The sequence below is a fragment of the Streptomyces sp. NPDC044704 genome (assembly GCF_056433525.1).
Genome location: NZ_JBWKGY010000021.1, coordinates 1 through 23,927, shown reverse-complemented (window position 1 = coordinate 23,927; position 23,927 = coordinate 1). Strand labels below are relative to the sequence as shown.

The following is a 23,927-nucleotide window of genomic DNA, read 5'->3' as shown; positions in this document are numbered from 1 at the left end:
CATGAGCAACGACGCCGCCGGCCGGCAAACCCGATTCATCGTCCTGCTCGCAGCGCTCGTGGCCCTGGGACCACTGTCCATCGACGGCTACCTGCCCGGACTGCCGGACCTCGCCGGCGACCTGCGCGCCAGCGCCGCGGCCACCCAACTCACCATCACCGCCTGTCTGGCCGGGCTGGCCATCGGGCAGCTGATCGCCGGGCCGCTGAGCGACACCTACGGCCGGCGGCGTCCGTTGCTGGCGGGCCTCGCCCTCTACACGATCGCCAGCGCGCTCTGCGCGGTTGCGCCCGACGTCCGGACCTTCGTCGGCCTACGCCTGCTCCAGGGCATCGGCGGGGCGTTCGGCATCGTCATCGCCAACGCCATGGTCCGCGACCGCACCTCCGGAACCCGCACCGCACGTCTCTTCTCCACACTGACCTTGATCACCGGCCTGGCGCCGGTGTTCGCGCCGGTCCTCGGCGGCCAGCTACTGCGCGTCACGGCCTGGCCGGGGATCTTCGTGGGCCTGGCCGTACTCGGCGCCGTGATGCTGGCGGCCTCCGCCGCAGGCCTGCCGGAGACCCGGTCCTCCGCGTCACGCCAGCCGCTGCCGGCCGTCGTCGGGCAGCTGCTCGGCGACCGGGCCTTCACCGGGTACGTCCTGGCCAACGGCCTGGTCTTCGCGGCGATGTTCGCCTACATCTCCGGCTCGCCGTTCGTCCTACAGGAAATCCACGGCCTGTCACCGCAGCAGTACAGCGCCGTGTTCGCCGTCAACGCCGCCGGACTCATTGCGGCCGCCCAGATCAGCGGCCGGCTGGTGGCCCGGGCCGGCGCCCGCGTCCTGCTGCTCGCCGGTCTGCTGGCCGCGACAGCCGGTGGCACCACGGTCCTGGCCGCGGTGCTGACACGGGCACCCCTGCCCGCGCTCCTGATGGGCCTGTTCGTCCTGGTCTCCAGCGTGGGCCTCGTCATGCCGAACGCCACGGCCCAGGCCCTGGCCGACCACGGCGGACACGCCGGGTCGGCCGCCGCTCTGCTCGGCTTCAGCCAGTTCATGATCGGCGGGGCACTTGCTCCGCTGGCCGGCGCGGGTGGCGCCACCGACGCCTTGCCGATGGGAATCCTCGTCGCCGTGCTGCCGGCGCTCGCTCTGCTCACATTCGGCGTCCTCGAGCACCGGCAGGCTCAGCTCAGCCTGTGGAGTACGCGCCTGCGGTACCTGCCCTTCCCGCGCCGGCCGGCCAAGCCGTTCAGGCCGCAAGAACGTGTGCCGCTGCACCAGCAGGTCGGCCGCGCGTACTGGACCACGAGGCCGTGCCCCCGGTGCGGAGCGGACCGCGGCCAGCACTGCGTGTTCGACAGCGGGCCACGTGCCGGCCGCGTACGGCAAATACCACATGCCGATCGGCTGCAGCCTGTCATCGACGAACTCCAAGAGCAGCAGAAGAAGCACGGGACGGTCCGGACCGTATGGCGGGCGTACGACGTGCCCTGCCCCCACTGCGGCCAGGAGGCCGGAGCCTGGTGCCTCACGCCAGGCGAACCGCACTCCGCGCGCTCCGAACATGCCCGGAAACTCACCGAACAGCACGAGCCCCGTCCCTGAGCACATGCGTGGACCGGACGTGATCCTCAGGCAGACTCAGCATTCAACTGCTCACACCATGCGAGCCCTTCAAGAGGCCCGTACGGGCACGCACAACAGGAAGGTTGCCCGGTTTTACCTCGCGTCGCGGCTCCCGATCATCCGGCATCGTGCTGCTGTCTGAGCAGTTCGACACCTATGCGGTCGGTGTCGCCGGAGGTTCCGCCGATTCGGTGGATCAGGACCCAGGAGCCGTTGGGGAGCGCGCCGGCGAAGGTGGATGACGTCCTGGTCGCGCCGTTGTGCCAGGTGACCAGGCCAGTGCTCTGCCATGTGGGTGCGGGAGCCCCGAGCTTCCGGTCGACGAGCAGGCCCCTGAGTAGGTCGGCGGTGGCGCGGGGGGTGGCCCAGAGGCCGCCGGCGGGAAGGATGGCTCCGTTCAGGGTCCATTGTGGTCGTTTGCGTCCGAAGAGCCCCGCAGGGTGTAAGCACTGCTCTGCTGGTGGGCTGGCGGTGATCTCGCCGACGCCCAAAGGTGTGAGGACGTGGTCGTGAACGAGTTGTTCGTAGGACGTCTGGGCCGCCGAGGACAGGGCCGCCCCGAGAATGGCGTATCCGAGGTTGGAGTACTCCCTGGCCGTGCCGACGGGCGCCACGGTGATCTACGGGCGCGGGTCCTTTCAGGGGCGGGCGGGACTGCGCATGCCGGGGTTCCGGCGGGCATGCGGTGCCGGTGGGGGCAACCCAACGGTAGATGTGCTGTGCGGCGGTGCGTAGGAGGAGGGTCTGGATGGCGTACGTTCGGCGACGTGTTTTCTGGCTCCCTCCCCACGACCGAGACACCGTCCCCGACGGCCTCTATTCCTCAGGAGCCCCCGCCGAAGCCGCCGACCCGACCATGTGACGGCAGGCAGCAAGGGCCGAAAGACCGAGCGCTCCGAGCGGCCGACACAGACCGCCGAAGCCTGAGCCGCCCCACTGGCACAAAACCGATTCCCAGTGTCGGACTTTCGGTCGCTTCAGTCGCTTCTGGTGTTCCTAGGCCTTTGACCAGGCACTTTCTGGAGCGACTGAACGGAACCGGAAGAGTTGCGGATCGACTCACGCGTTCGCCCAAGACGGCCTCAACCGCCGCCCTGGAGGGACCCAACACGAGCGCCAGCGCGCACGGCTCGAAGCCGGCCAGGTCGCGTAGACCAGGGCGATCACGGCGCTGCTCGCGTCCAGGAACAGGCCGCGGGTCGCGTGCCTTGGTGAGGCTGAGAGCCTCCCGGAGATCGCCACCAGGGCCAGCGCAATGAGGTACGGCAGGGGCGGCCACGCGACGCCCTGGATGATCGGGGAGGAGTGCTCAGCATTCGCACGGCCGGCCTGAGCTGTTCCGGCAAGTCGACCATGTGGTCATCAAGTCCGGAGGAAGGGTCATCGGAAGCTGGGGCGGGCGCCAGCTGACAGTCGCGTGACTGTTCTGACGGCACCGGCAACACGGACGCCGTCTAAGCGCTGACGTTGGTGACGGGGACGACTACTGAGCGCTGCTATCAGCGACAGGTCGGCGGAGCGGCAGAGAAACGTCAGCGGAACGTTAGCGGCGAACCGGACACTGGGACCAATACCGGCGGCACCCCCGCCCGATTCCGTACATGACAGCCCCCCACCCTCCTCGGGAGCATCCCTTGTTCAAAGCGAAAAAACTGCAGGCCACCCTCGTCGCGGTCACTGCCGTGGTCGGACTTGCGGTGTCGACCCCGTCGGCCCAGGCCTCGACATGCCACGGGAACGGAGGTGCGTACATCTGTGAGTACGGCGTCTCACAGTCGGTCCTCTTCGACGGGACGGTGCAGGAGTTCGTCGTCGGTACCGACCACGCCGTGTGGACGAACTGGCACCGCCCCAACGGCTCCTGGAACGGCTGGGTGTCCCTGGGCGGATGGGTCCAGAGCCGCATCAGCGTCGAACCCAGGCAGGAGCGCAGCACCTCACCCATCACCGTTTCTGCGATCGGCGCGGACGGCAAGTCCTGGTTCCGTATGCGGAATTCCGACGGCACATGGACCAACTGGTATATGAACTGCATCGACAACCCCAACGGCAAGTTGTGCCCGTGAACGTCGTAGGTGCACAGTTCCGGCCCTGACCTGACGTGGAAGCGGTGCTGACGGAGGTCACCGTCAGTATCCCTCCCGGCCCCTCGCGGGTTCGGCGAACGGCCACCGTCGTCCAGCGCGGCACCGCCCGGCGAGGCGGATGTCTCCACTCGGGATGTCACTCATGCTCCGCGAGGGCCCGCGGCCGCGGACGGGTTCAGCCCCGCACAGATCGATGCGCTGCTGAAGGACTCGAAGGTGAGCATGGACGGCTCCATCAGCTGTGCGGCGTTCATGGACGCGATGATCTCGTCGTAGCCCTCCTCCGGCACACAGCCGGTGAAGGACCGGTCCCGCGTCGCCGTGCACGCGGAGCGCCAGGACGTTGTCTGGCATCACCAGGCGCATCCCGCCCAAAACTCGACCCCTGTCCACGCTGCTCCCACGGTTACATCCGGATACCCGCATGACGCTCGAACGCGTCCGCCACGACCACACCACCGCCAAGGCGATACGCCAGACCCTCATCGACGTGCACGCCGAGGTCTACGCGGACCAGATAGACGACCCCTTCGTGCAGCGCTTCCCCTGGTTCGTCGACCACTGGAGCGACAACCCCGGCTTCACCTGCGTCGTCGCCTACGACCAGGACGAACCCGTCGGCTACGCCTACGGAGCCACCCAGCGCGAAGGCGCCGAATGGTGGCAGGGCCACGAAGCGACCCCACAGCCGGCCTCAGCCACCCGCACCTACGCCCTCTCGGAACTCATGGTCCGCGCCCAACGAATCGTGGTCCTACACCCAGGTCGGCACCCAGCAGCAGCCCTTCCCCAACAACCCGCTCTCTGCGGTCATGGTCTGCACGCTCCAGAGCTGGAGCTGGCGCTGTGAAGCAGTCAGGGAAGCATTTGGACAGTTCCCCGAGCATCACGCGACAGAATGGAAGATCATTCTCTGAGACGGCTGACCGCCGTTGCAGCGCCTGGCGCGTCCGGGCGGGCCGGCGTGAGGGGCGCAGTTGTGCGTCTTGAGGCGTGAGGAGTTTGTGCAGCGTGGACGTTGAAATTTCGCTACTCATAGGCGAGGCCGCCGCGGAGCTCGGTGACGGTGTCCCCTACGCACTCAAGGTCCTGGCCGGCCAGTTGTCCGAGGACCAGACATGGGCGAACCCTCGCCGCTTTCCGGCGTCCTCGACGTGAGTATCGACGGGGACACATTCGAGGATTGCCCTGCTCTGGTCGTGGGCTACGTCCACGAGCCCGACCGGATCGAGATCCGGTACGTCTCCCGGGCTCAGCACGAGACGCCGGCCGACAACGACCGGAGCCAGGGCCAGGCCCAGGGCCCAGACGAGGACCAAGACCGCGATACCGCTCGTGCCGCGGTCGTAGGGCGGGAGGTCTCGGACGTCTGGGCGCGGATTGCTGCTTGGCTGGCCACTCATGCTCCGGCTTCGTATGCGGCGCTGCGCGCCGGCGTGGACGAGGGAGTCATCGACGCCTTCGAGGGGCGTCTCGGCGTACGTATCCCTGCCGAACTACGGACCTTGTGGGGTCTGATCGCCGGCGACGACGGAGTGGGCCGGTGCGGCTGTCTGCCCGACAACATGGCCCTCATGCCCTTGGAGGAGGCGGAGGTCTTCTACCGGGAGCGGATGAAGAATCCCGTGATGCACCTTGACGGCGAAGAGGTCGACTGGTGGAAGGCCTCGTGGATTCCAGTGATCTCCTACGGTCCGGACGATCGCACCTCGGGCCTGTACCTGGACACGGAATCCGGATTCCTGGGGCGATGGTCCCGCCACAACGACACCCACCTTGAGGAGCGGGACACGCTGGTCACCTATCTGGAGGAGACCGCCGACATGCTGGAGTACCCGGCGCTGGCCGCACGGGACCAGCCCGGCCTGGTCGGCGACCGGCTGGTGTGGGGCAGCGGCCTGTTCCCGGCCGATGAGGAGGCCTGGCGGCCTCTGGCCGGCTGACCCGACGCCACCACAAGCACGGGCCCCCTACCCGACAACGGCGTGCCGCCGGCCTCCTGGTTGAGCTCACGGACATCGACTACCTCAACCTCGGTTACTGAGCTCGGAGGGGCTGCCGGACCGGTGGACCAATGTGTGGCTGAGCGCCCCACTTGGCGGGGCCTGCGCCGCAACCGTTTGTGCTCGTCGTCGATCACGCACTCGACTCTGGGTCTGATCCTTGAAGTGGTTACCCAGGGCGCTGTGCGCGGACGCGGCGCACGTACTTCACCGTCACCGCCGCCGGGAGACCGGTCAGGAGGAGGGACAGCCCCACCGGGAGCACTCCGGTCCACACCGTTGGCGAGACGTACGCGGTACCGGACGTACCGTCCACCAGCCACGCACGGACGGGTTGCGAATCGATGTCGCCCTCCACGGAGACGTCGAACGACGAGCCACCGCCGTCCGGGGTGAAGACGCCCGAGCAGGACCGCGACATTCCCGCATTGGCCACGCTGTTGTCGTACGTCCGGCAGTCGGCTTCGGTCACGGTCCCGGGCCTGCCCCACAGAGCCGCCCGCAGCTCTTCGGTGAAGTTCGTCAGCACGACGTATGCCAGAAGCAACCCGACCAGACAGGCCAGCGCCAGCCACGGCGCGGGTCCGACCTGCTCCGGTTGCCCGTCTATAACGTCCCCACCCTCGCTCATCCCACCCTCGGATCGTCGACGGACCTCCATGGTGACCGATCCGAAGCACCCTCGGAAGCCTTCCATCGCCCGGTGGTGGCCTCGCACGACCGTCAAGCGGCCCGACACCATCCGGACACAGGGCCTGGGCACGAACTCGCATCATCTCTGGCCACATCCCGCCTGTCTGGAGCGCTGTACCTGGCCAATCCCGCCATCTGAAGCACTCGGGCCACAGACGCGCATCCTCGTTGTGTAGGCGGCTTTCGGGAACGCCTGTTGTTCAGGGGCGCGAACGCACTCTTCCTCGGGGAAGTGGTGTTGCCGAGTTCTGAGAACGCCGCTGTGCTTGCCTCAGGCCGTGGTTGTGCTTTGGTACGACGCACGTCGGCAGCACTCGGCCCTTGCTGTGCCCACCGACTCACAGATGCCCAGGCACCCGGGTCACCGCCCGACTCGACGAAGCTGGTGCCCCGGTCAGGGCGCGGGGGCAGGTGTGACGCGGCGGAGGTATTCGTCGTACTGGCAGCCGGCGTCAGGATCGCCGCCGGTCGGACACATCACGGGACCATCCACGTCACCGAACAGGAAGACTGGAACCCTGCAGACGGGACCAGAGAACGTGAGCTGCAGGTAGGAATCGCGTCGCACTGGTTCGTCCAGCCCCGAACCGAAGTGCCATCTGCCGGCGGACAGGTGCGCCCTGTCGCCGCAGGGATCTGCCGCTGACAACAGGGCAACGTCGTCGCCGGTGAAACTTCCGTTCTCCTGGAAGGTCAGGACCGTCCCCTCCCTGCTGCGCCACTGCCCCGCCAGTTGGTCGGCCGACAGCCCTACGGCGTGGTACGCCGCAGAGTTGCAGGCAATCGTCACCGCACCTAGGGCCGCCATCAGCCCGGCACGTCGCCAACCCGTGTATCCCACAGCAACTCCACCCCAACAGCCGGGCCCGTGTCCACATCCTCATCATATTTGAACACGATCAAATATATGGTCTGCGTCCGGGGCTCAGCCGCTCCGCTCATCACCCGGTCCCCATGGCCCGACCACGACCCGCTGAATGCGCGACAAGGTCGCCGCGTCAGGCTGCCACCACGTGATAAGAGCAGACCCCTGTTCCTGCCTCTCGCCGACATTCTTCGGCGTAGTAGGCCGCAGCTGTTCCCCAAATCCGGCGACAGCTGTTCCTGCATCTGGCCTACGCGGCCAATGACAAACGCCCACGCCGTGGAACAGATCCTTCTGACGATCCCCGGATCCCGGGGCGCGCGTCCCCGGGGCCGCAGGGTAGGCCTGTTGCGCTGCGGCCGGACGCCTGTAGTCGGCGGCCGGACATTGCGCAAGCCTCGTACCGGGGCGTGGCGTTTGTCTTGTGTCGCTGGAGGCCTGACCAGGCGGGGCCGAATCCCCACCATGTCCTCGTCGCCGACTTACGCTGAGCAGGTTGCGCCACGACGTTGAGTGAGGCGCAATGGGAAGAGGGAGCTCGGGTCGGGGATTCGGGGTTATTCGATGCTTGCAAAATGTTAAGGCTGTTGACAGTCAGTGGAATTCGGCCCCGATGAAGACTGTTCATGTTGGACAGGCCGCCCCTCCCGGCAGTCTAGGGCTGAGCGTGCAAGCAGGGATGCTCTGGAGGGCGACGGGAGATCTACCGGAGGATTACCATGCGCAATCGAAAAGGTATATGCGTGGTGGCGGTACTGGCCCTTTTGGGGAGCGTATCCGTTGCGTCATCTGTCGCAGCAGCCGATACCGCGCCCATATCTCGGGTATCTCGGGCTGCTCCCGATCTGGTCCATCCCGCAGTGCTGCTCACCAACGTTAAGCTCACAGCACAACCTCAAGGTGACATGTGGACACTTACCGTCACATGGAAGATCAACTATGACGCAAGGGATCTGCGGGCCCGGGATAGATTCCAGACCTGGTCACGCATATGGGAGCAAGACGAAAGCGACCATGACTTCCTCATCTAGGGAACCTTTGCGCAGCGAGCCACGGTTTTCCCCAGGGAGAAACCCCACACGGTGACGCAGGTGTTCAAGGCAAACAGTGAAAAGCTCCACACCGAGGTGGGCGACGAGGAGCTGTACGCTCAAGTCCGTTTGTGGAACAGGGTGACCGACCAGGTCACCGATGTGAATAGCCTCCGTGTGCAGATCGACGACTGAAGCTAGGCTCCGGTGGCGAAATCCCGGGCACCTGCTCGCCGAAGCCCGCCGTCACCTCGCCCTGGTCCTGCGCGGCCGCCGCCGCGACCTGGGCCTGGACGACAAGATCGTGGCCGCCGCCATCTCCACGCACTGCCTGGACATCAGCGAGCCGAAGACCACGATCGGCCTGCTGGCGGACTACCGCCTCTACACCGCCCGGTGGGACCTGGCTGACCTCCCCGCCCGGCCCCGCCCACCTACTCCCGCGCCCGACCCGGACCGGCAGCCCCCGACCGATCCCGGCGAGCAGGCTGCGCTCCGGCCGCCGGGCCAGGATGCGCGGGCGTGGGAGATACCCCGCATCCCGCTCCAGTACGACCGTGCCGTCCTCGCCGATGCGGTGGTGTCGGAGAAGCTGCGCACCACCATTACCGCCGCCGTGCGGGGCCGGGCGTACGACGTCGTCGTGCACCAGCAGGCGGCGATGCCCGAGCAGCTGCTGGCGCCCCTGGCCGCCGAAGTCGAGCCCGACGACCAGGAGCCGGAGTCCGGACGCCGGGAAGCGATCGACATGACGGCTGTGCGGGCCCTGCGGGAGTCCCGAACGGACGTGGAAGGCCTCGATCTCACGGCCGACCGACTGCGCCACCTCCAGGACGTGTTCGCCAAGGCAGCCAACGACTCCCGCGCCCGAGCGGACCGCTACACCACGCAGGCCGACGCCGACGTAGTGCGCCCGGTGCGCCAGGACGACCAGCAGGCACACCGCCAGCAGGCACACCGCCAGCAGGAGCCCGGACCGCACAGTGGCCGGGAGGCCGGCCACTGAGTGGACCCGATGCGATGCCGTGCACCCGGTGCGGTGGTGCGCACCGATGATGCGGTGGACTCCACTCCACCGAGTGGTGCCCACCGGCCTGGCGAGACTTGGCCTCTGAGCGTTCTACTTGGCCTGCCACGCACTCGCGAGTGGCACACCATAGGTGTGTCAGTCGTTTCACCTGTTGCACGTGGGAGGCCTGGCGCCCCTTTGTCACTGGTCCCGCGTACGGTCTGCGCATGGTTGATCAGAGAACTCCCTTGTCATCGGTATGCGATTTTGCGGCCTGGGAACCCGTGCTGCGGCTCATGCTGGCTGACGACACAGAGCGGCCCGCTGTCCGGCCGGCCCGCGTCGCGGGACGCATCAGCCAGGACGGCTGGAGCCTTGCCTATCGGGGATCCATGTCGTCGACAGCACGGATGGCGGTGCAGGACATACAGAGCGCGCTCGCACGCGGCGCAGCGCAGGAGGTCGCATTCAGGGCGGAGGTTCAACCGGACGGAAAGACCACGCTCGGCCTCGTCTGGCCAAGCCCGGTTGTGGAACCGGCTTCGGGCTACCCGGACCTGGGGGTGCTCGTCCTGGCCGATGGTGCCCTTCCCGAGCCCTGGCTCCGTCGTCCCGACCCGGTGTTCGGTACGGTGCCGGCGCCATCGGCTGATCTGGAGTTGTTGGAGCGGACGCTGCGTGAACGTTTGCCCGACGCCGTCGGTGCGACGGAAGAGGAGATCACTGCCGCCGAAGCGCGCCTGGGCGTCACGTTCTCCGACGAGATGAAGGTTCTCTACCGGGTGACCCCGCGCTGGGAGGGCTGGAGCGACGACTACGAGGCAATGGAGCGCGTCAACACGGCGGTCGGCTGCGAGTTCTCCGCGTTGGAGCACCTGTACAGCGTCGATGCGGAAATCCGCAACCCCGGGTGGGACCTCGGCGCGACGGCCACGGCGAGCACGCTGCCCGACGCCGCGGTGCAGGGTCTGGCCGGCTCGCCGGGCTGGATCGGCTTCGGAAGCAACGGCGGCGATGAATTCGCGGTCGACCTGACACCCGGCCCGGCCGGATACTTCGGGCAGGTCATCCTGGTCGATCACGAACAGAGCCTCGGTGCCGAGCTCGTGGCCGATTCTCTCACCGACTTCGTCCTGGGTCGGATGAGCGAGGATCAGCGGGATCACCGCGGGGACCAGCTTCCGGCGGTGGCCAAGGTCGGCGCCGGGCACCTGGAGACGGTCGAGGCTGCAGCCCACCCCGCCCTGGAGGCCCTGTCGATCGAGGCCCGGGACGGTGCGCCGTTCAGCCTCGCGCCCGTCGCCGGAATGCCTCGCCTGCGCACTCTCACCGCCCTTCCGGGCTCGCTAGCCGACCCTGTGGAAGTCACCAGGCTCACCGGGCTGGAGTTCCTGGAACTCGGCGCGCTGGAATGGCGTGTCCTCCTGGACGCCGGAGCTGTACCGCGCACCCTGAAAGCCGCAGCAATCAAGGTGCGGGACCAGGACCACCTGTCGGTGGTGGCCATCGCCAACGAGATCCTGACCCTCTGGGACCGGCCGCAGATCGTCCAGACGCTCCTCGAAGGAGACCTCGGCCCCACCGCCTGACCGGAGGGGCCGCTGTCCATCAGGGCTGAGCGCTGTAGTTGGCCCTTGAGCACGCTCGGTGGCCCCTGTGCGCGAGGCTCGCGAGGGCACAGAGACGGCGGTGTGAAGTCACCCGTGACCGCGTGGAGGTGCGCCTTCAACCCGCCGGGCGCGGAGGCCGGGACCAACGGACGGGGTGACCGTCAGGGCCGTCGGTGAGCCAGGAGCCGTCGCCCAAGGGCTCCAGTTCGTACGGGTTGGTCATCTCGACGGCGATCTCACCGCCGACCATGCCCGTGTTCACGTCGACCAGGTGGTGGCGGAACCACTCCTCGCCCTCGCCCTCGCTCTCACCACCCAGTGTGACGACGGCCGTTTCCGGGGTCAGGTAGCCGCCGCACCATTCCACGAACGCCTCTTCCGGGTCATATCCGAAGGCCTCGACGGAGAGAGTGAAAAGCTGGTCCCCGCTGGGGTGGCGGTGGAAGGCGACATCCTGCTGGCCGTGATCGACGGTCATGAACTGCTGACCGTCGGGCGCCAGGTCGATCAGGCATCGGTCCCACCACGGGTACGTCACGAACTCCACCTCGCCGTTCGCCCCGGCCGTACCCCGGAGAACGACGGCACCGTCCTGGCCCTCACCGACGTCGAGGTAGATGCTGCCGTCCACGGGGTGGACGTGGTGGCCGGCGCCGTGCCCGACCGTCTCCAGTTCCCGGCGCGCGACGACCGTCCCGTTATCGGCGTCGTACACGACCCATTGGTCTCCCCCGCGTCCTGCCATCGCGTCCGGGCGGTAGACCCACACAGTCCGGCCGTCCCGGGACAGCACGCAGCCGGGCCGGTGACCGTGGAGCACATCGGAGTGCGGTTCGAAGTCCGACGCCCACACCAGGTCGCCGGCGCGCGTAAGGCAGACAACCCCGTTCAGGGTCGTGTACACGACGCGCTCCAGATCGGGCTGGACCGCCGACTCCACGACCTCGTCGCCGGCCCGCGGCTGGAACACCGCGGCGGGTTCCAGCGTCCCGAATGCGCCGAAGTCCGTCAGATAGGCACGGATCTGCCCGTCGCGGTGTCGCGTGATGACCTTCGGAGGGGGCGCAGGAATCATCCGCTGAGGCTAACGCCCAGCTCCGGCCGACGGAGAGACAGGGCAGTGTGCACGCGGAGCGAGACAAGCACCGGCTTCCCAATGGAGAAGTCAAGCCGCAGGGCCCGTGCTGATGCCCGGTAACGTGACTGCCTGACAGCCATGCCTTCCTTTGGAAAAGAAGTTCAGGATGCATATTCTGGAAGATCCATCCGAATGCTTCCAGAGCGCGAAGAACGAGTGCGGCCTGGACCAGTACGGAGTCCGCCGCTGCACCGGCTGGCACCGTCACATCACCCTCGCCATGGAAGGGCCACGGCCCTGCGGCCCGTCTCCCCGCACACCCCTTGAGAGGAAAGGTTTTCGCGCCTTCCCCCTGCCAATCCCGCATTGCCACCCGCTCGGCCGGTGTCACGAGGCAGTGCGCCCCCCAGCCTGTGATCGACATGGAGCTGGACAGTACTCACGGACTGTTCAACAGCGCATAACAGAAGTTATGGACAGGGTTGTTATCTGTCCTTTGTCCGCGCCTGATCTGTGGCTCTTCCCGCGGAGGAGATTGACGTGCTGCTCCCGCTCCGGCGCGAGTGGAGGCCGGGGCGCTGTCTGCACCCAGGGGACCTGTCTGGTGTCAGCTGACGGGGATCGGTACACCCGTTGTCAGCGGCTGGCAGCATCATCGCTATGCACGCCATATTTTCCACCCCGGCGCGGCCGTTCGACGTCACCGTGCTCTTCCCGCAACTGGCCCCGCTGGCGCGGACGGCGACCCGGCTGCACCCGCGGCCGGGATCGCCGACCGTGCACGACAGTTCCGTCGGCGGTCCGCTCCTGTGGCCCGCCGACGAGCCGTGGCCCCACTGCGACGAGCCGCACGACAGCCGAGCGTCGCAGGTGTTCCACTCCCCGGACGACGTCCGGGTCCTCCGCCGCGATCTCGCCGCAGCGACCGAGCGGCTGCGCCTCGACCCCGGGGCGCCCGAGGTCACCCCCGAGGAACGGGCTAACTGGGAGCGGATCAAGGCAGGCCGCCCGTGGTTCGACGGCCCGATGCCCCTGCTGCCCGTCGCCCAGCTCTACGCCCGCGACATCCCCCTCCCCTGCCCACCCGACGCGGACCTGCTCCAAGTCCTCTGGTGCCCCTTCGACCACGAGATGGCACACCCCAAGACCGCCCTGTTCTGGCGGTCCTCCGCCAACGTCACCAACGTCCTCGACGCACCGCCCGAGCCGCCGATCGTCCAAACCGGCCGGTACCACCCAGAGCCGTGTTTGCTCTCACCGGAGCAGGTCACCGACTACCCCCACCCCAGCGAGCTGAGCAAGGAGCTTCGTGACCAGCTGGACGACGAGAGCCGCTGGGCGACGATCGACCCCGCGCAGTACAACGCGTACGCGTACGATCCTGGCGAGCTCTACCTGAACAACCTCTGCACCGCCCCGGGCTGGAAGACCGGCGGTTGGACCCGCTGGAGCCCCACCGACCCCGTCGACCGCGCCTGCCCGGTGTGCGGCACCGAGGCGGTCCCGCTCCTCACCATCGCCTCATCGGAATGGGACGCCGGCAGCGCGACCTGGATCGCCGAGGAGGACCGGCCGACCCCGGGTCCGCCGCCCTTGGGCGCCCGCGACGGCAACTTCACCTTGATCGACATCACCGGCGGCAACAACCTGCAGCTCCACGTCTGCCCTACCTCCCCGCACCACCCTCACTTCGAACTGCTCCAGTGAGATCGCGCAAAATCATCCGCTCCGACGCCTACGCCACCAATCGACACCGCGATCGACACTCTGGTCAGTCACCTTGGCCTACTACCGGAGATCTAAATGACGCGCCCCGGACGCCCAGGCCAGCCGGGCTGGGCATCCGCACGCACGCACGTAGGCCGGTCGTGCATGCACCTCGCGCGGCGCCCGGGGCCATTCGGGTTGGTGGCAGCGAGCGTCCGCGAAGGGATGAAGGGCGCCTCATCGTGAGGCCCGGCAGCCAGCCTCCGCCGGGTTCGCCTGTCGTCGGTTCAGCGGGCTCCGGGCTGCGCCCGCCGCCGAACAGCCCTTCCGTTCAGAACCAGGTGAGGCCTGTAGAGGGGTTGAGGCCCTGGCTCATCAGGTGCTCGTATTCGCGCCAGTGTGTGAACTGCACCGCTTCCTCGGTGAGACCGGAGGCAGGGGTGCACCAGCTTCGCACGTAGGCGGCGAAGCCGTCTTCGTGGACGGTGAGGGGGCCGCCGTCCTCGTAGAGGTCGGCGATGGGCCAGGAGTCACTGTCGCTGCCTGTCATCAGCCAGAACAGGTGGGTGCCGTCCTCTGTGAAACCCCACCGGAGCAGCATGTCGGCGCTTACTTCGGCGGGCAGCCAACGCGAGAAGTGCTGGGGGGCCTGTTCCCGTAGGTGTCTATGAAGGCGATGTAGTCCGAGGGCAGCCGTATCCCGAGCCGCCGTTCAGCTTCTGCCACTCCGGCCACATCATGGGGGGCTCCTTCGCTGCTTTGTCTGCATGGCGTGAGCAGGCCTGATAGCGCGCGTATGCCGGGATGGCTGGACACGGAACCTCCGGTCGTTTGGTGTGCCGGTCAGCTTACGAGCCCTCTCCCACAGTGAAGACGGAGCCGAAGCGGGCGGGGTGGGGTGGGTGTTTTTGTAAGCACTTCCTACTGCATGGGGCACGCGGAACGGTCGGCCACCAAGGGCGACGGCAAGGGAGGAGCCACCCGCTATACCAACAAAATCGACAATGAGTTGCACCGCGCCCAGGTCACCTCGGTGAAGAACGCCTTCGAAGCCTGCCAGGAACGGCACAAGGCAATTCCGAGCATCTGATGGCGCCGGCCGGTACGGCGACGTCCACCTGAACCGTCCGCCGGTGGGCCCCGGCCCTCGGGGACGCCGGAACGTTCGCCGAGAGCTGGCGGACCGCGTTCACGGTCGACGTCCGCGAAGTGCGGGTTCTCGGAGCCCGCTGACCTGGACTGGGGAGGTTTTCGGTGAGGTTGTCGGCAACCTCACCGGGTACCCGGTGAGGTCACTACGGGGTCGGGCCGCGGCCCAGGCCGCGTCGGCCGGTGCCGCGGGCGGGCGGAGTGGTCACGGCCTGGACGTCGGCCGGCTGCTCGGCGGCGAGCCCGGCCCGCGGGACGTTATCCCGGGCGCGGGACGGCTGCGGATCATCGGACTCGGGCCGGTACCGAGCCGGCGACGCGTGTTGCTCACCGCCTGTGACAGTGAACCTGGATCGGTTGCCAGTGAAGTTGGACCGAACGCAGTTCGTGACAGCGAAGATGGACCACTGCGGGCACCGCTTGGTTTGCGCGTCAGGTTGTCGGGGCGAGTCCGCTGTTGACGATGCGGGCCCAGAGCCTGTGGTGCCACTCGTTGGCGTCGGGAGCGGGCTCAGTGGTCAGAACCGGATTCGGGCCTGTCTCGATGAGGTGCAGCAGAGTCCAGGCGACGCCGTAGCAATCGTCCGGGCCAAAGCAGGCGACCAGCGCCCGGGCCTCCTCGCCGGTGACCGGCTTGGCGATGGCTTCGAGCTGGTCGCAGCGCCGGTCGATCTCCTCCTCGTCGGCGTCCCAGTCGGGGAGAGGGCCATCGGTCACGAACGCCTGTACTTCTGGTCTCATCCCCGCATGATCGACCACAGCTGGCGGCCGAGGCAATGTGGCTCTGCCGGGTGTCAAAGGGTCCGGGTTCGCGCTGCTCGGGGCAGGGGCGGGCGGTTCTCCCGGCCGGTTTCCGGTTACCGGTAACGCGCCGGCGGGGCCGGCGCGGGCGCGGAACTGTCGGGGTGCTTGGTCGTTGGGAGCGGTGGGAATGCACACCGCTCCGGGTACGCCCTGCCGTTCTCCTCGGCCTGTCCGGCGCGGCCCCGGTTCCTGACTCCTGACACGTTATGCCCCCTGCTGACCTGCACCCCGGGGTGGGTGTCGCCGCGCGCGGCGGTGTCAGCGTCGGGTGTCAGGACCGGTTCCCGGCGGGGTACCGGGCCGGCGCTCGTCCCGGCCGCGGCCTTTCCTTTGCCTGCAGAGGTGCTCTGGGCGGGGGATCGGGGGTGTGACCGGAGGTGGGACCCCCCGAAGTCGATGATCTTTCATAACCGCAGGTCAGGGGTGGTGGGCAAGCCCCTTTCGTAAAACGACACCTCTTTGTACGCGTCAGCCGGAGAAAGAGGCTGGTCTGGCAGGGCCGGCCGGGGCGGCGCGACCGGCGGCGGAGCCGTCCCCATCCCGCGTTCGCCAGGAGTCGTTCAGGAACCAGTCCTCGCCCCGGTGTTCTCAACGGGCCCCACTGGAACGGGGCGAGGTGGGAACGCGGCGTGATGGAACGGGGGACGCAGCCGCGGGTGTACGGGTGGGAGCCGGCGGGGCCGACGGCCCGGCACGGGTACGTCGAACTGGTCGGCGGCCGGCTCGATGGTCAGTTGCTCGATGTGACCGGCTGGACGGCTGGGATCGGGCGGCAGGCGCTCCTGCTCGGTGATCTCGGCCTGTACGGGCCGGGCGGCCGCGCCGACTACGCCCCCGACGCCGATGCCGTCGGCGGCCCGTTCCGGTGGCGCGGCGGCACGTCCTGAACCCCCGGCCCCTTCCTCGACGGACGGGGGAAACAAGGGGGAAACAATGGGGGAACCTAGAGGGGGAAATGGAGGGGGAACCTAAGGGGGGAACCATGGGGGGAAGCCCGTTTCGGGGAGGTTCCGCGTTTTGGCTGGTCAGGTGCCGTTCTGCGAGTGGTGACTTTCCGGACTTTCTCTTTGTGGGTGCTTGTAGGTAGTTGATTGGCTGTTGGTTTCTGGTTGTTGGGTTGCTCGAGGGTGTTGGTCGGTTGTCTGATTCTCGGTTGGGTGTTCGGTCATGCCTGCTGGCTTTGTTGGAGTCCCTGGCGTTGCTGCCCGCAGGCGATCCCTTGGCTGTGTTGAGGCCCTGAGCCCCTGGCGGTTCTCCGCAGGCGGATGTGTACGGACTCCTGACGTCTGCGTCGGCGTACACCCGCTGGTCGTCATTCGATATCCGACGCACGGCTTTGAGCTGCGAACGCGCCGGCTCGCCGGCTGGTGGGGTGCGCCGGACGAGGGGCCGTCGTAGGGCGAGCCCGTGCGGTGTCCTTGGCTCCGGCGCGGTGGGTCAGCGGCGTCCGACGGAGCCGCGGACGAGGGCGTAGGGAGTCACACAGAAGGCACCGAGGGTGGAGGCGACGATCATGGTGAGGAATAGCCAGTAGGTGAAGCCGTGGCCGTGGGAGGACGCGAGGAGCCACCCGTAGGTGAGGGTGGTGAGGATGCCGGTGAGGGCGAGTCCGGCCGCCCAGCCCGTCTTGCTCAGCCCGCTGCCGAGCCCGATGAAGGCCCAGAACAGGGCGGGGTCGGCGATGGCCGCGATGGCCAGAACCACCGGGAAGTCGATATCCCGGCCTCCCATGTAGTCAGTGAGCGAAGGAACCGAGATGAAGGCCAATAAGCCCATGTAGGCGATGCCGATGACGAAGGCGACGATCGTGATCACGAGGGCGGCACGGGTGGTGGGACGGGCGTTCGTGGCGTCGCTCATGAGGCAGGGGACTCCTTCTCCTACGGCGGGCAGGGCAGTCGGCCCCGCTCCGGTATAGCCGACGAGGACCACAGAGGTGCGTGCTTCCCCGCAAGGCTCCCCGGGGCCGGTGACGAACAAGCCACTCGAAGCGGTGACGCAGCACCGGCGACTGCAACGCACCCGCCCGGGAAACCCCTGGCAGTCGAAGCTCTGCCTGCGCACCCCGCACGGCACGGTCGCGTACCCCCTCACGCCGCACACCATGCCGGACCTCCTGGAGGGCCTGGTGGTGGTCGCACAGGAGCAGCAAGGGGTGACGGGGGCGGACGCCTTCCACGCCCCCGAAGCCGAGGACTCCGCAACCGACGCGCGCCCTGACGACCCGACAGACGGTCCGAGCATCCACAACGGCCGCGCGGCGCGACTGACCGGCTGGGCCGTGGTCCACGAACTGTGGGAGCGGGAGGACCCGAAGGTCCGCCTCATCATGGGCGCGATCGTCGTCGCCGTCTTCGTGTTGGGGATCTTGCTTTCCTGACCAGATACCGTCAACCGCACGCCACGCACGAAGGAGCCACACATGCTGACGGAGACCACCGGCCGGACGCCCCAGGACCTTGCCGCCGAACTGACCGGCCTGCGCGCGGTCGACGACTGGCCGTCGGTCTGGTCGGGCCCGCCGCAGGGCGGGACGCCGGAATTCTACGCATGGTGCGAGCGCTACGGCTGGGAGCCTCAGACGACCGAGCGCAGCCTCTGGGTCCGCACGCGCAGCGGAGGAGACTGGACGCTGTTCCCTGTGCTGGGCGGCGACTGGAGCCCCCTGGCGAGCCTCAGACACCAGGGATGGCACATCACCGCAGGCTCCGGGGAGGAGAACCCGGACGTACACACGGCAGCGGCGGAGACGTGGTCCACCTACCTCAAGGCCGCCGAAGCCGCCTTGGGTGCCCCGACCTGGTCCGGGCAGTGGGACTCCCCCGACTTCCCCGAGCCTCCCCATCTCGCCTACTGGCGCGACCGTGAGGAACGGGCGCTGAGCCGCAACCCGTTCCGGTTCGCTTACTGGGCGCCGGAGACGGATGTCCCCGGGCAGCCCTGCATCACGCTGAGCCAGTCGGTGTCGTTCCAGACCTGGACCACGGACGGCGGCCCCGGTGCCTCGGCCATCTCCGTGGACGTCTACGCACCGCTCGAGTTCCGCGCAGGTGATCGGTGAGCCCAGTCGCACCGCTCACACGGGAGGAGATCGAGCTCGCGCAGCGACTCGAGGCCAAGCACAAGGCCGGGGAGCCGCGCTCGCGAGCGGACGCGCGCAAGCTCGTCGCCAAGATATTCGCGGACCGGCAGGCGGCGCACGGAGGAGCAGCCGACGCTGCCGCGCGCCTGCCCCACTGCGAGATGACCACCGCAGATGTCCTCGACACTGCCAAGCTCGGCTACACCTACCCTTCCCCCGACTCCCTGGCTTCCCTCGACTGGGCCTGAAACACGGCCGCGCTCGTTCTGACCACAGACGGGCGCGGCCCCACCCACAACCCAGTACGAAGCCCGCTCTCCGCACGAGACCCCATCGCGGCCCTGGGGCCTCGCGACTCCAGGGCAACGCCGGAACCGGATCAGGCCCAGTCGACGCCGAGCTTCGCGAGGGCGTCCAGCTGGTCGGCGGTGAGCTTGTGGCGTCGGGTTTTGGTGTTGGAGACCCATACGCCGAGCTTCACGATCACCGGTTCCGCTTCGCCCTCGACGGTGATCTCCTCGCTGTGGGCGCGGGGGACCGGCCGGTGGGCGCCTTCCCGTTCGACCCATTGTGTGAGGGCTGTCAGGCCGCGTTGGAACGCCTGCTGCGGCTTGCCCGGGCCCTTCGCTCCACGAGCTGCTGTCGGGGCCGGTGGCGGCGCTTGGGCGGGTGCCACGCCCAGTGCGGTGAGCCGTGTCTGCTGTTCGGGCAGGAGCCGTGTCCAGGTGGCCGGCTGTTTCTGCTGCTGGAGCCACTTGCCGATGTCGTCGCCGTCCATGAGGACGCCGGGGGCGATGTCGGGCAGCTGTCCGTCGGCGTCGACCAGGTCCGCCAGGACGCGGTAGTGCCGCTGCCAGTCGAGTGGCCAGGGGCAGTCCCAGTCCTGGTCGATCGCGGTGAGCTGTGCTGCGCGTTCCGCGGCGCGGTCCGGGTCCTTGCCCAGGCCGTTTTTCGCGCCTTTGCGGCGGAGGTTGGCCATGTACTGGCCGATGGGCACCATGGCGTCGTCCTCGCCCCACATGGCGTCTTGCCGGGGTGCGAGGTGGCCGGTGGCCTTCCGGTATGACCGGAGCGCGGCGAGCTTGTTCTCCCATGCTTCCTCGCCGGGCTCCCAGACCATCCCGGCCTCGGGGGCGTCCAGCAGTTCCTTGCGCCGGTCTTCGAGTTCCCCGGTGCGCAGGGCTTTGCGTTGCTGGTGCACCCACCGTCCGAGGGGGAAGTCCTTGGTGACGCCGACCTCGACCTCCACGTCGTACGGGACGGCGTGGACGCCGGTGATCTCGTTCTCCTTCCGCCAGCGCAGCAGGGCCTGGTAGCCCTCCAGCCACACCAGGGATTCGGGCCGGTAGACCCGGGTGCGCAGGAACGCGGCGATGGTCGCGGCGTCGCGCGGGCTGGAGAAGTGCAGCAGGGCGGCTTCGGCGGCGGCCTGCGTGTCGTCGTCCTCCACCTGGTCCTCGTCGTCGCCCGCGCCGCCGGCCCCGATGATTCGCCCGTCCTCGTCACGCTGGAGGTGGACTTTGCGTCTGCCGCTCGTGAGGGCGCGGGAGGCGAGCTGCTCGACCAGACGTTCGTCATGCGAACGCAGGCCCTGGAGCACGGCCACGAGCGGCTTGAAGCTGGCGGAGGCGACCATGTCGGTGGAGTCCTCGCCGGGCTCCAGGAACACCGGCACGATGATCCTGGCGACCTTGGTGGATCCGTCGCGGTTGAGTCGGAGTGCCCGGCCGATGTTCTGGACGATTTCGACCTGGGAGCCGCGGGTGTCGGCGAAGCAGATCGCCTCCACACCCCGCTCGCCGGTGATGTCGACGCCCTCCCCGAGCACGCGCACGGACGCGAGGAACGCTCGGTGTACGCGCCGGTTGTTCGCGTCGATGCCGCCTGCGAACTGCCGCAGGACCTCGCGCCGCTCGGTGACGAGGTGGTCGCCGCACAGCCACGCCGACCACACCCGGTCCGGCGGGACATGGCGGCCGCTCTCCAGCTCGTAGAACTCCGCGTCGATCGAGGACTTCGGCAGACGCCCCGCGGCCGCCAGGTCGGCGTCGGAGGCATCGGTGGCGTACAGCTCGGCCGCCGTCTGCGGCAGCTTCTCCGCGAACGCGGCCGCCTCCTCCACCTTCTGGTGGAACGTCATCACCGTACGCAGGTTGTACGCCGCCGCGTGCTCCAGGAGCGCGGTCTGCAGCAGCGCCAGGCGCCGGCCCCGCCGCGCCGCCTCGGACTCGCGGAGAACGGGGGAGGGGTCGCGGATCTCCAGGACGTCGATCTCGAACCCGGCGAGGATGCCGCGCTCGATCGCCTCGGACAGCCCCAGCTCGGCCAGCCAGGCGCCGTACGTCCCCTCCGGGTCGTCGGCCATGCTCGCGATCTCCACCTCCTGCCTCTCCGCGCCCCTCTGCGGCCGGGCCGCGGCCAGGATGCGCGGGGTCGCGGTCAGGTAGAGCCGGAAGTCCGCCGGGATCCGGGTGTTGTCGTGGATGGCGGCCCACGGCCGTCCGAGGTCGCCGGCGGTGCCGTGGGCCTCGTCCACGATGGCGAGGTCGAAGCCGGCCAGATGCTGACCGTAAAGCCGCTCCCCGCCCGCCAGAGCGGCCTCCAGCGGCCCGCGAACCTTCCGCTGGCCCACCGGTGCGTCGATGTCCTCGCGGTCTACCAGGGAGGCGTACGTGGCGAACACGACGACCGGCCCGGACGCGGCCCAGAGGGCGAGCTGGATCGGGTTCGTGGTGGTGTGCACCCCCAGCTCGCTGAGGACCGGGTCGTTCTCCAGCGAGCACACCGCGACCATCGGCGCTCGGTGGCCCACCAGGCGCCAGGCCTGGGCGGTCTGGGCGAGCAGGTCCAGGGTGGGGACGGTGACGAGGATCCGACCGTCGGGGAAGCACTCCAACGCGCCGGCGGCGGCGGTGATGGTCTTGCCCGATCCGGTCGCCGACACGATCGTCCCGCGGGCTCCTTGCGGGGGGACAGGTGACCTTGCAGGGAATCCGACCCATTTTCGGAATGCCGATTTCTGGTCCATCTGATGTTCTCGGAGCTGGATCAAAAGAATTCCCCTGGTTCGGGAAGGACCTGCTCGACGGAGGTGATCCTGTACTCGCCGTCCTGGTAGGTGCTGCCGGGTCGGTCGAACAGGTGCCGGGCGTGCTCGACGGCCGAACCCGCGGAGGCCGCGAAGACGTGGCGAACCAGCGCCCCTTCGCCCGCGGGGGCGGTGTCCGGTCGGGCTGTGATCCGGTAGACGCGGTGCCGCAGCACCTCCACCGGCAGCCCGCCATCGGCCTGTTCGCTCCAGGCAGCCTCGACAGCTTTACGCTGCGCACGCAGCTCTTCCCTGCGAGCGACCTTGGGGTCCTGGTCCGGTGAGTACACGTCCATGTGCTGCTTCGTCATGACGTGCTTGATCCGGGTCCATTCGAATCTCTGAGACATTGCGATGTCCAGCTCGGTCGGCTTCCGCGGCTCCTGCGGTGCAGCGAGGGCCCGGTCTTCGCGGTCCTGGGCAGCCAGGTGCTGTTCCTCCACCTCGCTCAGAGTGAGGCCGGTGGCCCGCCTGACCACGGAAAGCCGCGCAATTTCATCCGGATGGTATTCATAGACAGGCATCCAGTACCCAGCTCCTCAAATATCCACCACATGTCACCTGTTTCTGCCAACGGTACATGCTGCATCAATCGGATGCAGCTGTTGGAGCGGAGCTCGACGCGAACGAGCGCCGACCGCCGCTGATCCGCAGTGCTACCACCTCCCTTGCGAGGGACCTCATGGGTCGTCGGCGACAGATGCCGCCCCTGCCATGCCTGCTGGCCCGCTTGGAGGCCCTGGTCTTGGAGGCGGAGTCGGAGGGGCCCGGTGAGTGCCTGATCATGAAGGCAGGCATCAAAGTGGTGGCTGGGTTCGTGGTTGGGGTGGGGAAGTTGTTGGACGGGGTCGAACTGTGGCTGCGGAAGATTCTGGGTCCTTTGTTCCTGGGATTGATCGCGTGCGAGACAGCGGTGACCAGTGAGGATTGGTGGCTTCCGTTCCGGTTGCTGGCCGTGCTCTGCGCCCTGGCGGCGTTCTGGGAGTGCGGTAAGGAAACGTGGAGGCTGCTGCGCAGCAAGGAGTCGGCCAAGGCTCAGTTGGACCGGCTGGAGGCCGAGGCGTTGAAGGAGTAGGGACAGTCGCTCGCCGCCGACCGTGCTGGGGATCGGGTGTGGTGTTCTTCGTTGTCGCGGCGCAGGATGAGGTATGCGGATCTTCAATGCGGTTTGGTGGCGTCGTCGGGGCTGGCCGACCAGTCCTCCTCCGACTGTTCCTCCTTCGGGGCCGCCGGCTTTCCACTGTCCGCAGTGCCGGCGACCCATGCCGGACGGTCGCGATACCTGCGACTGCCCTGAGCGGCCATCGCCCCAACAATGAGCAGGACGGGGGAGCCCACCGACAGTCGGTTGACTGACGCCGGCCCCCCACTGCTATCGATTGGCCCGCCCCGACCGCTCGTCACATGGGGAGTTAGCCTTCGGCCATGACTGACGAGTGGTATGTCCTCATCGAGGAGAACATGCATGAGGCCAGACGGGTCGAGGGCACGGAACTGCAGATGTATCGGTGGAGGCTGGCGGGCAGCTACTTCATCGATGGCGGTGAGGATCGTGCCGCGGAGGTAGCCGAGGACGCGGCTCGCAACTACCTGCCGAAGGAACTCGCGGATCACTCCAGGCCCGGGGATATGCCGGGGCGTAGCGCCTTCCTGACCAGGGATGGGGCATGGGTGGTGTCCATCGTGCAGCGAGGTCGCGGGTGTCACATACGGGTGACCGTCGGCCGACACATGCACTTCCAGGACGCCAGTGAGGCCCCACCGAAGTCCTTGAAGGAGAAACTCCGCAGTGCCGTGCAGGCCCCGCCCCCTTCTCCGGCTCCATGGAGGCCCACGCTGCGCCCTTGAGAGCCCCGCCAGACCCCCTCTCGTGAGCCGGACCCCGTGAAACGGGGTCACCCCGGCCCGCGCAGCGGGCCGTTCGGGACCGAGCGAAGCGAGGCCCCGAACCAGTCCGAAGCGAAGCGCAGGACCCCGGCCCGAAGGGCCGGCCCAGGCCCGGCGAAGCCGGGCCCCGTCAAGCGCAGCGAGACGCGCCTCACTTCCCAGGCGCGCAGCGCCTGGGACCCCGGCCAAAGGCCGGGCCTTGGCGAGGCGAAGCCTCGC

Annotated in this window: 23 protein-coding genes and 1 pseudogene; 16 read left to right on the top strand and 8 right to left on the bottom strand. The window is 68.2% G+C overall.

The genetic code is table 11. The features are described from left to right. Position 1 precedes the first annotated feature (1 nt). Positions 2–1,594, top strand: a complete 1,593-nt coding sequence (locus AC07B0_RS33650; protein ID WP_478899758.1) for a multidrug effflux MFS transporter — start codon at positions 2–4, stop codon at positions 1,592–1,594. A gap of 137 nt (positions 1,595–1,731) precedes the next feature. On the opposite strand, the gene AC07B0_RS33645 is transcribed toward AC07B0_RS33650, so the two are convergent. Further along, positions 1,732–2,229: a serine hydrolase gene (locus AC07B0_RS33645; RefSeq protein WP_478899757.1), complete on the bottom strand. Its 498-nt coding sequence runs from the start codon at positions 2,227–2,229 to the stop codon at positions 1,732–1,734. 146 nt (positions 2,230–2,375) lie between these two features. Here AC07B0_RS33645 and AC07B0_RS33640 point away from each other — a divergent pair. From AC07B0_RS33640 to AC07B0_RS33625, 4 genes and pseudogenes are all read left to right on the top strand, one after another. Then, positions 2,376–2,542 (top strand): annotated as a pseudogene (locus AC07B0_RS33640) (DUF6009 family protein); the annotation flags it as partial. Between the two features lie 707 nt (positions 2,543–3,249). Next, positions 3,250–3,681, top strand: a complete 432-nt coding sequence (locus AC07B0_RS33635; RefSeq protein WP_356882812.1) for a DUF8189 domain-containing protein — start codon at positions 3,250–3,252, stop codon at positions 3,679–3,681. A 445-nt stretch (positions 3,682–4,126) separates the two neighbouring features. Next, positions 4,127–4,552 carry a hypothetical protein gene (locus AC07B0_RS33630; protein WP_478899756.1) on the top strand — a complete coding sequence of 142 codons (426 nt, stop codon included), beginning with the start codon at positions 4,127–4,129 and terminating at the stop codon, positions 4,550–4,552. Between the two features lie 268 nt (positions 4,553–4,820). Next, complete coding sequence (locus AC07B0_RS33625; RefSeq protein ID WP_478899755.1) at positions 4,821–5,645, top strand: SMI1/KNR4 family protein; 825 nt, start codon at positions 4,821–4,823, stop codon at positions 5,643–5,645. Positions 5,646–5,874: 229 nt separating this feature from the next. On the opposite strand, the gene AC07B0_RS33620 is transcribed toward AC07B0_RS33625, so the two are convergent. Continuing rightward, positions 5,875–6,336 carry a hypothetical protein gene (locus AC07B0_RS33620; protein WP_469383969.1) on the bottom strand — a complete coding sequence of 154 codons (462 nt, stop codon included), beginning with the start codon at positions 6,334–6,336 and terminating at the stop codon, positions 5,875–5,877. Between the two features lie 2,009 nt (positions 6,337–8,345). Between AC07B0_RS33620 and AC07B0_RS33615 the strand changes: the two genes are divergently transcribed. The 3 genes from AC07B0_RS33615 to AC07B0_RS33605 all read left to right on the top strand — a co-directional run bounded on the left by AC07B0_RS33615 (position 8,346) and on the right by AC07B0_RS33605 (position 10,892). Next, positions 8,346–8,489 carry a hypothetical protein gene (locus AC07B0_RS33615; RefSeq protein ID WP_478899754.1) on the top strand — a complete coding sequence of 48 codons (144 nt, stop codon included), beginning with the start codon at positions 8,346–8,348 and terminating at the stop codon, positions 8,487–8,489. Next, positions 8,470–9,300: a hypothetical protein gene (locus AC07B0_RS33610; RefSeq protein WP_469383973.1), complete on the top strand. Its 831-nt coding sequence runs from the start codon at positions 8,470–8,472 to the stop codon at positions 9,298–9,300. Before AC07B0_RS33615 ends, AC07B0_RS33610 begins: the two co-directional genes overlap by 20 nt. 230 nt (positions 9,301–9,530) lie before the next feature. After that, positions 9,531–10,892: an SMI1/KNR4 family protein gene (locus AC07B0_RS33605; RefSeq protein WP_478899752.1), complete on the top strand. Its 1,362-nt coding sequence runs from the start codon at positions 9,531–9,533 to the stop codon at positions 10,890–10,892. A 136-nt stretch (positions 10,893–11,028) separates the two neighbouring features. Here AC07B0_RS33605 and AC07B0_RS33600 read toward each other — a convergent pair whose 3' ends face one another. Then, positions 11,029–11,988, bottom strand: coding sequence for a hypothetical protein (locus AC07B0_RS33600; protein ID WP_478899750.1), 960 nt, complete (start codon positions 11,986–11,988; stop codon positions 11,029–11,031). Positions 11,989–12,651: 663 nt separating this feature from the next. Here AC07B0_RS33600 and AC07B0_RS33595 point away from each other — a divergent pair. Then, on the top strand, positions 12,652–13,698 hold the full coding sequence (locus AC07B0_RS33595) for a hypothetical protein (protein WP_478899749.1): 1,047 nt from the start codon (positions 12,652–12,654) through the stop codon (positions 13,696–13,698). Positions 13,699–14,029: 331 nt separating this feature from the next. Here the strand turns inward: AC07B0_RS33595 and AC07B0_RS33590 are convergent, their stop codons facing one another. Beyond that, entirely contained in the window at positions 14,030–14,299 is a 270-nt protein-coding gene (locus AC07B0_RS33590; RefSeq protein WP_469383980.1) for a hypothetical protein, read from the bottom strand. A 327-nt stretch (positions 14,300–14,626) separates the two neighbouring features. Between AC07B0_RS33590 and AC07B0_RS33585 the strand changes: the two genes are divergently transcribed. Continuing rightward, positions 14,627–14,788: a hypothetical protein gene (locus AC07B0_RS33585; protein ID WP_478899747.1), complete on the top strand. Its 162-nt coding sequence runs from the start codon at positions 14,627–14,629 to the stop codon at positions 14,786–14,788. Positions 14,789–15,279: 491 nt separating this feature from the next. On the opposite strand, the gene AC07B0_RS33580 is transcribed toward AC07B0_RS33585, so the two are convergent. Beyond that, positions 15,280–15,564 carry a hypothetical protein gene (locus AC07B0_RS33580; RefSeq protein WP_469383984.1) on the bottom strand — a complete coding sequence of 95 codons (285 nt, stop codon included), beginning with the start codon at positions 15,562–15,564 and terminating at the stop codon, positions 15,280–15,282. Positions 15,565–16,283: 719 nt separating this feature from the next. On the opposite strand from AC07B0_RS33580, the gene AC07B0_RS33575 reads away from it, so the two are divergent. Further along, positions 16,284–16,538 (top strand): hypothetical protein, encoded by a 255-nt coding sequence (locus tag AC07B0_RS33575; RefSeq protein ID WP_478899746.1) that lies wholly within the window; start codon positions 16,284–16,286, stop codon positions 16,536–16,538. Positions 16,539–17,088: 550 nt separating this feature from the next. Here AC07B0_RS33575 and AC07B0_RS33570 read toward each other — a convergent pair. After that, positions 17,089–17,511, bottom strand: a complete 423-nt coding sequence (locus AC07B0_RS33570) for a hypothetical protein (protein ID WP_478899744.1) — start codon at positions 17,509–17,511, stop codon at positions 17,089–17,091. 109 nt (positions 17,512–17,620) lie between these two features. Here AC07B0_RS33570 and AC07B0_RS33565 point away from each other — a divergent pair, with 109 nt between their 5' ends. From AC07B0_RS33565 to AC07B0_RS33555, 3 genes are read left to right on the top strand one after another with little or no spacing between them, the layout of a single operon-like run. Next, positions 17,621–18,031 (top strand): hypothetical protein, encoded by a 411-nt coding sequence (locus AC07B0_RS33565; protein ID WP_469383990.1) that lies wholly within the window; start codon positions 17,621–17,623, stop codon positions 18,029–18,031. Between the two features lie 42 nt (positions 18,032–18,073). Further along, positions 18,074–18,712 carry a hypothetical protein gene (locus AC07B0_RS33560; protein ID WP_478899743.1) on the top strand — a complete coding sequence of 213 codons (639 nt, stop codon included), beginning with the start codon at positions 18,074–18,076 and terminating at the stop codon, positions 18,710–18,712. Continuing rightward, a complete protein-coding gene (locus tag AC07B0_RS33555; protein WP_469383994.1) occupies positions 18,709–18,981 on the top strand; it encodes a hypothetical protein in 273 nt (90 codons plus the stop codon). Before AC07B0_RS33560 ends, AC07B0_RS33555 begins: the two co-directional genes overlap by 4 nt. 131 nt (positions 18,982–19,112) lie before the next feature. Here AC07B0_RS33555 and AC07B0_RS33550 read toward each other — a convergent pair whose 3' ends face one another. Both AC07B0_RS33550 and AC07B0_RS33545 read right to left on the bottom strand, forming a co-directional pair. Further along, entirely contained in the window at positions 19,113–21,761 is a 2,649-nt protein-coding gene (locus AC07B0_RS33550; protein WP_478899741.1) for a helicase associated domain-containing protein, read from the bottom strand. Positions 21,762–21,781: 20 nt separating this feature from the next. Then, positions 21,782–22,345, bottom strand: coding sequence for a hypothetical protein (locus tag AC07B0_RS33545; RefSeq protein ID WP_478899739.1), 564 nt, complete (start codon positions 22,343–22,345; stop codon positions 21,782–21,784). 56 nt (positions 22,346–22,401) lie between these two features. Here AC07B0_RS33545 and AC07B0_RS33540 point away from each other — a divergent pair, with 56 nt between their 5' ends. After that, a complete protein-coding gene (locus tag AC07B0_RS33540) occupies positions 22,402–22,896 on the top strand; it encodes a hypothetical protein (protein WP_478899737.1) in 495 nt (164 codons plus the stop codon). 350 nt (positions 22,897–23,246) lie between these two features. Then, positions 23,247–23,669 carry a hypothetical protein gene (locus AC07B0_RS33535; RefSeq protein WP_478899736.1) on the top strand — a complete coding sequence of 141 codons (423 nt, stop codon included), beginning with the start codon at positions 23,247–23,249 and terminating at the stop codon, positions 23,667–23,669. The last annotated feature ends 258 nt before the right edge of the window (positions 23,670–23,927 follow it).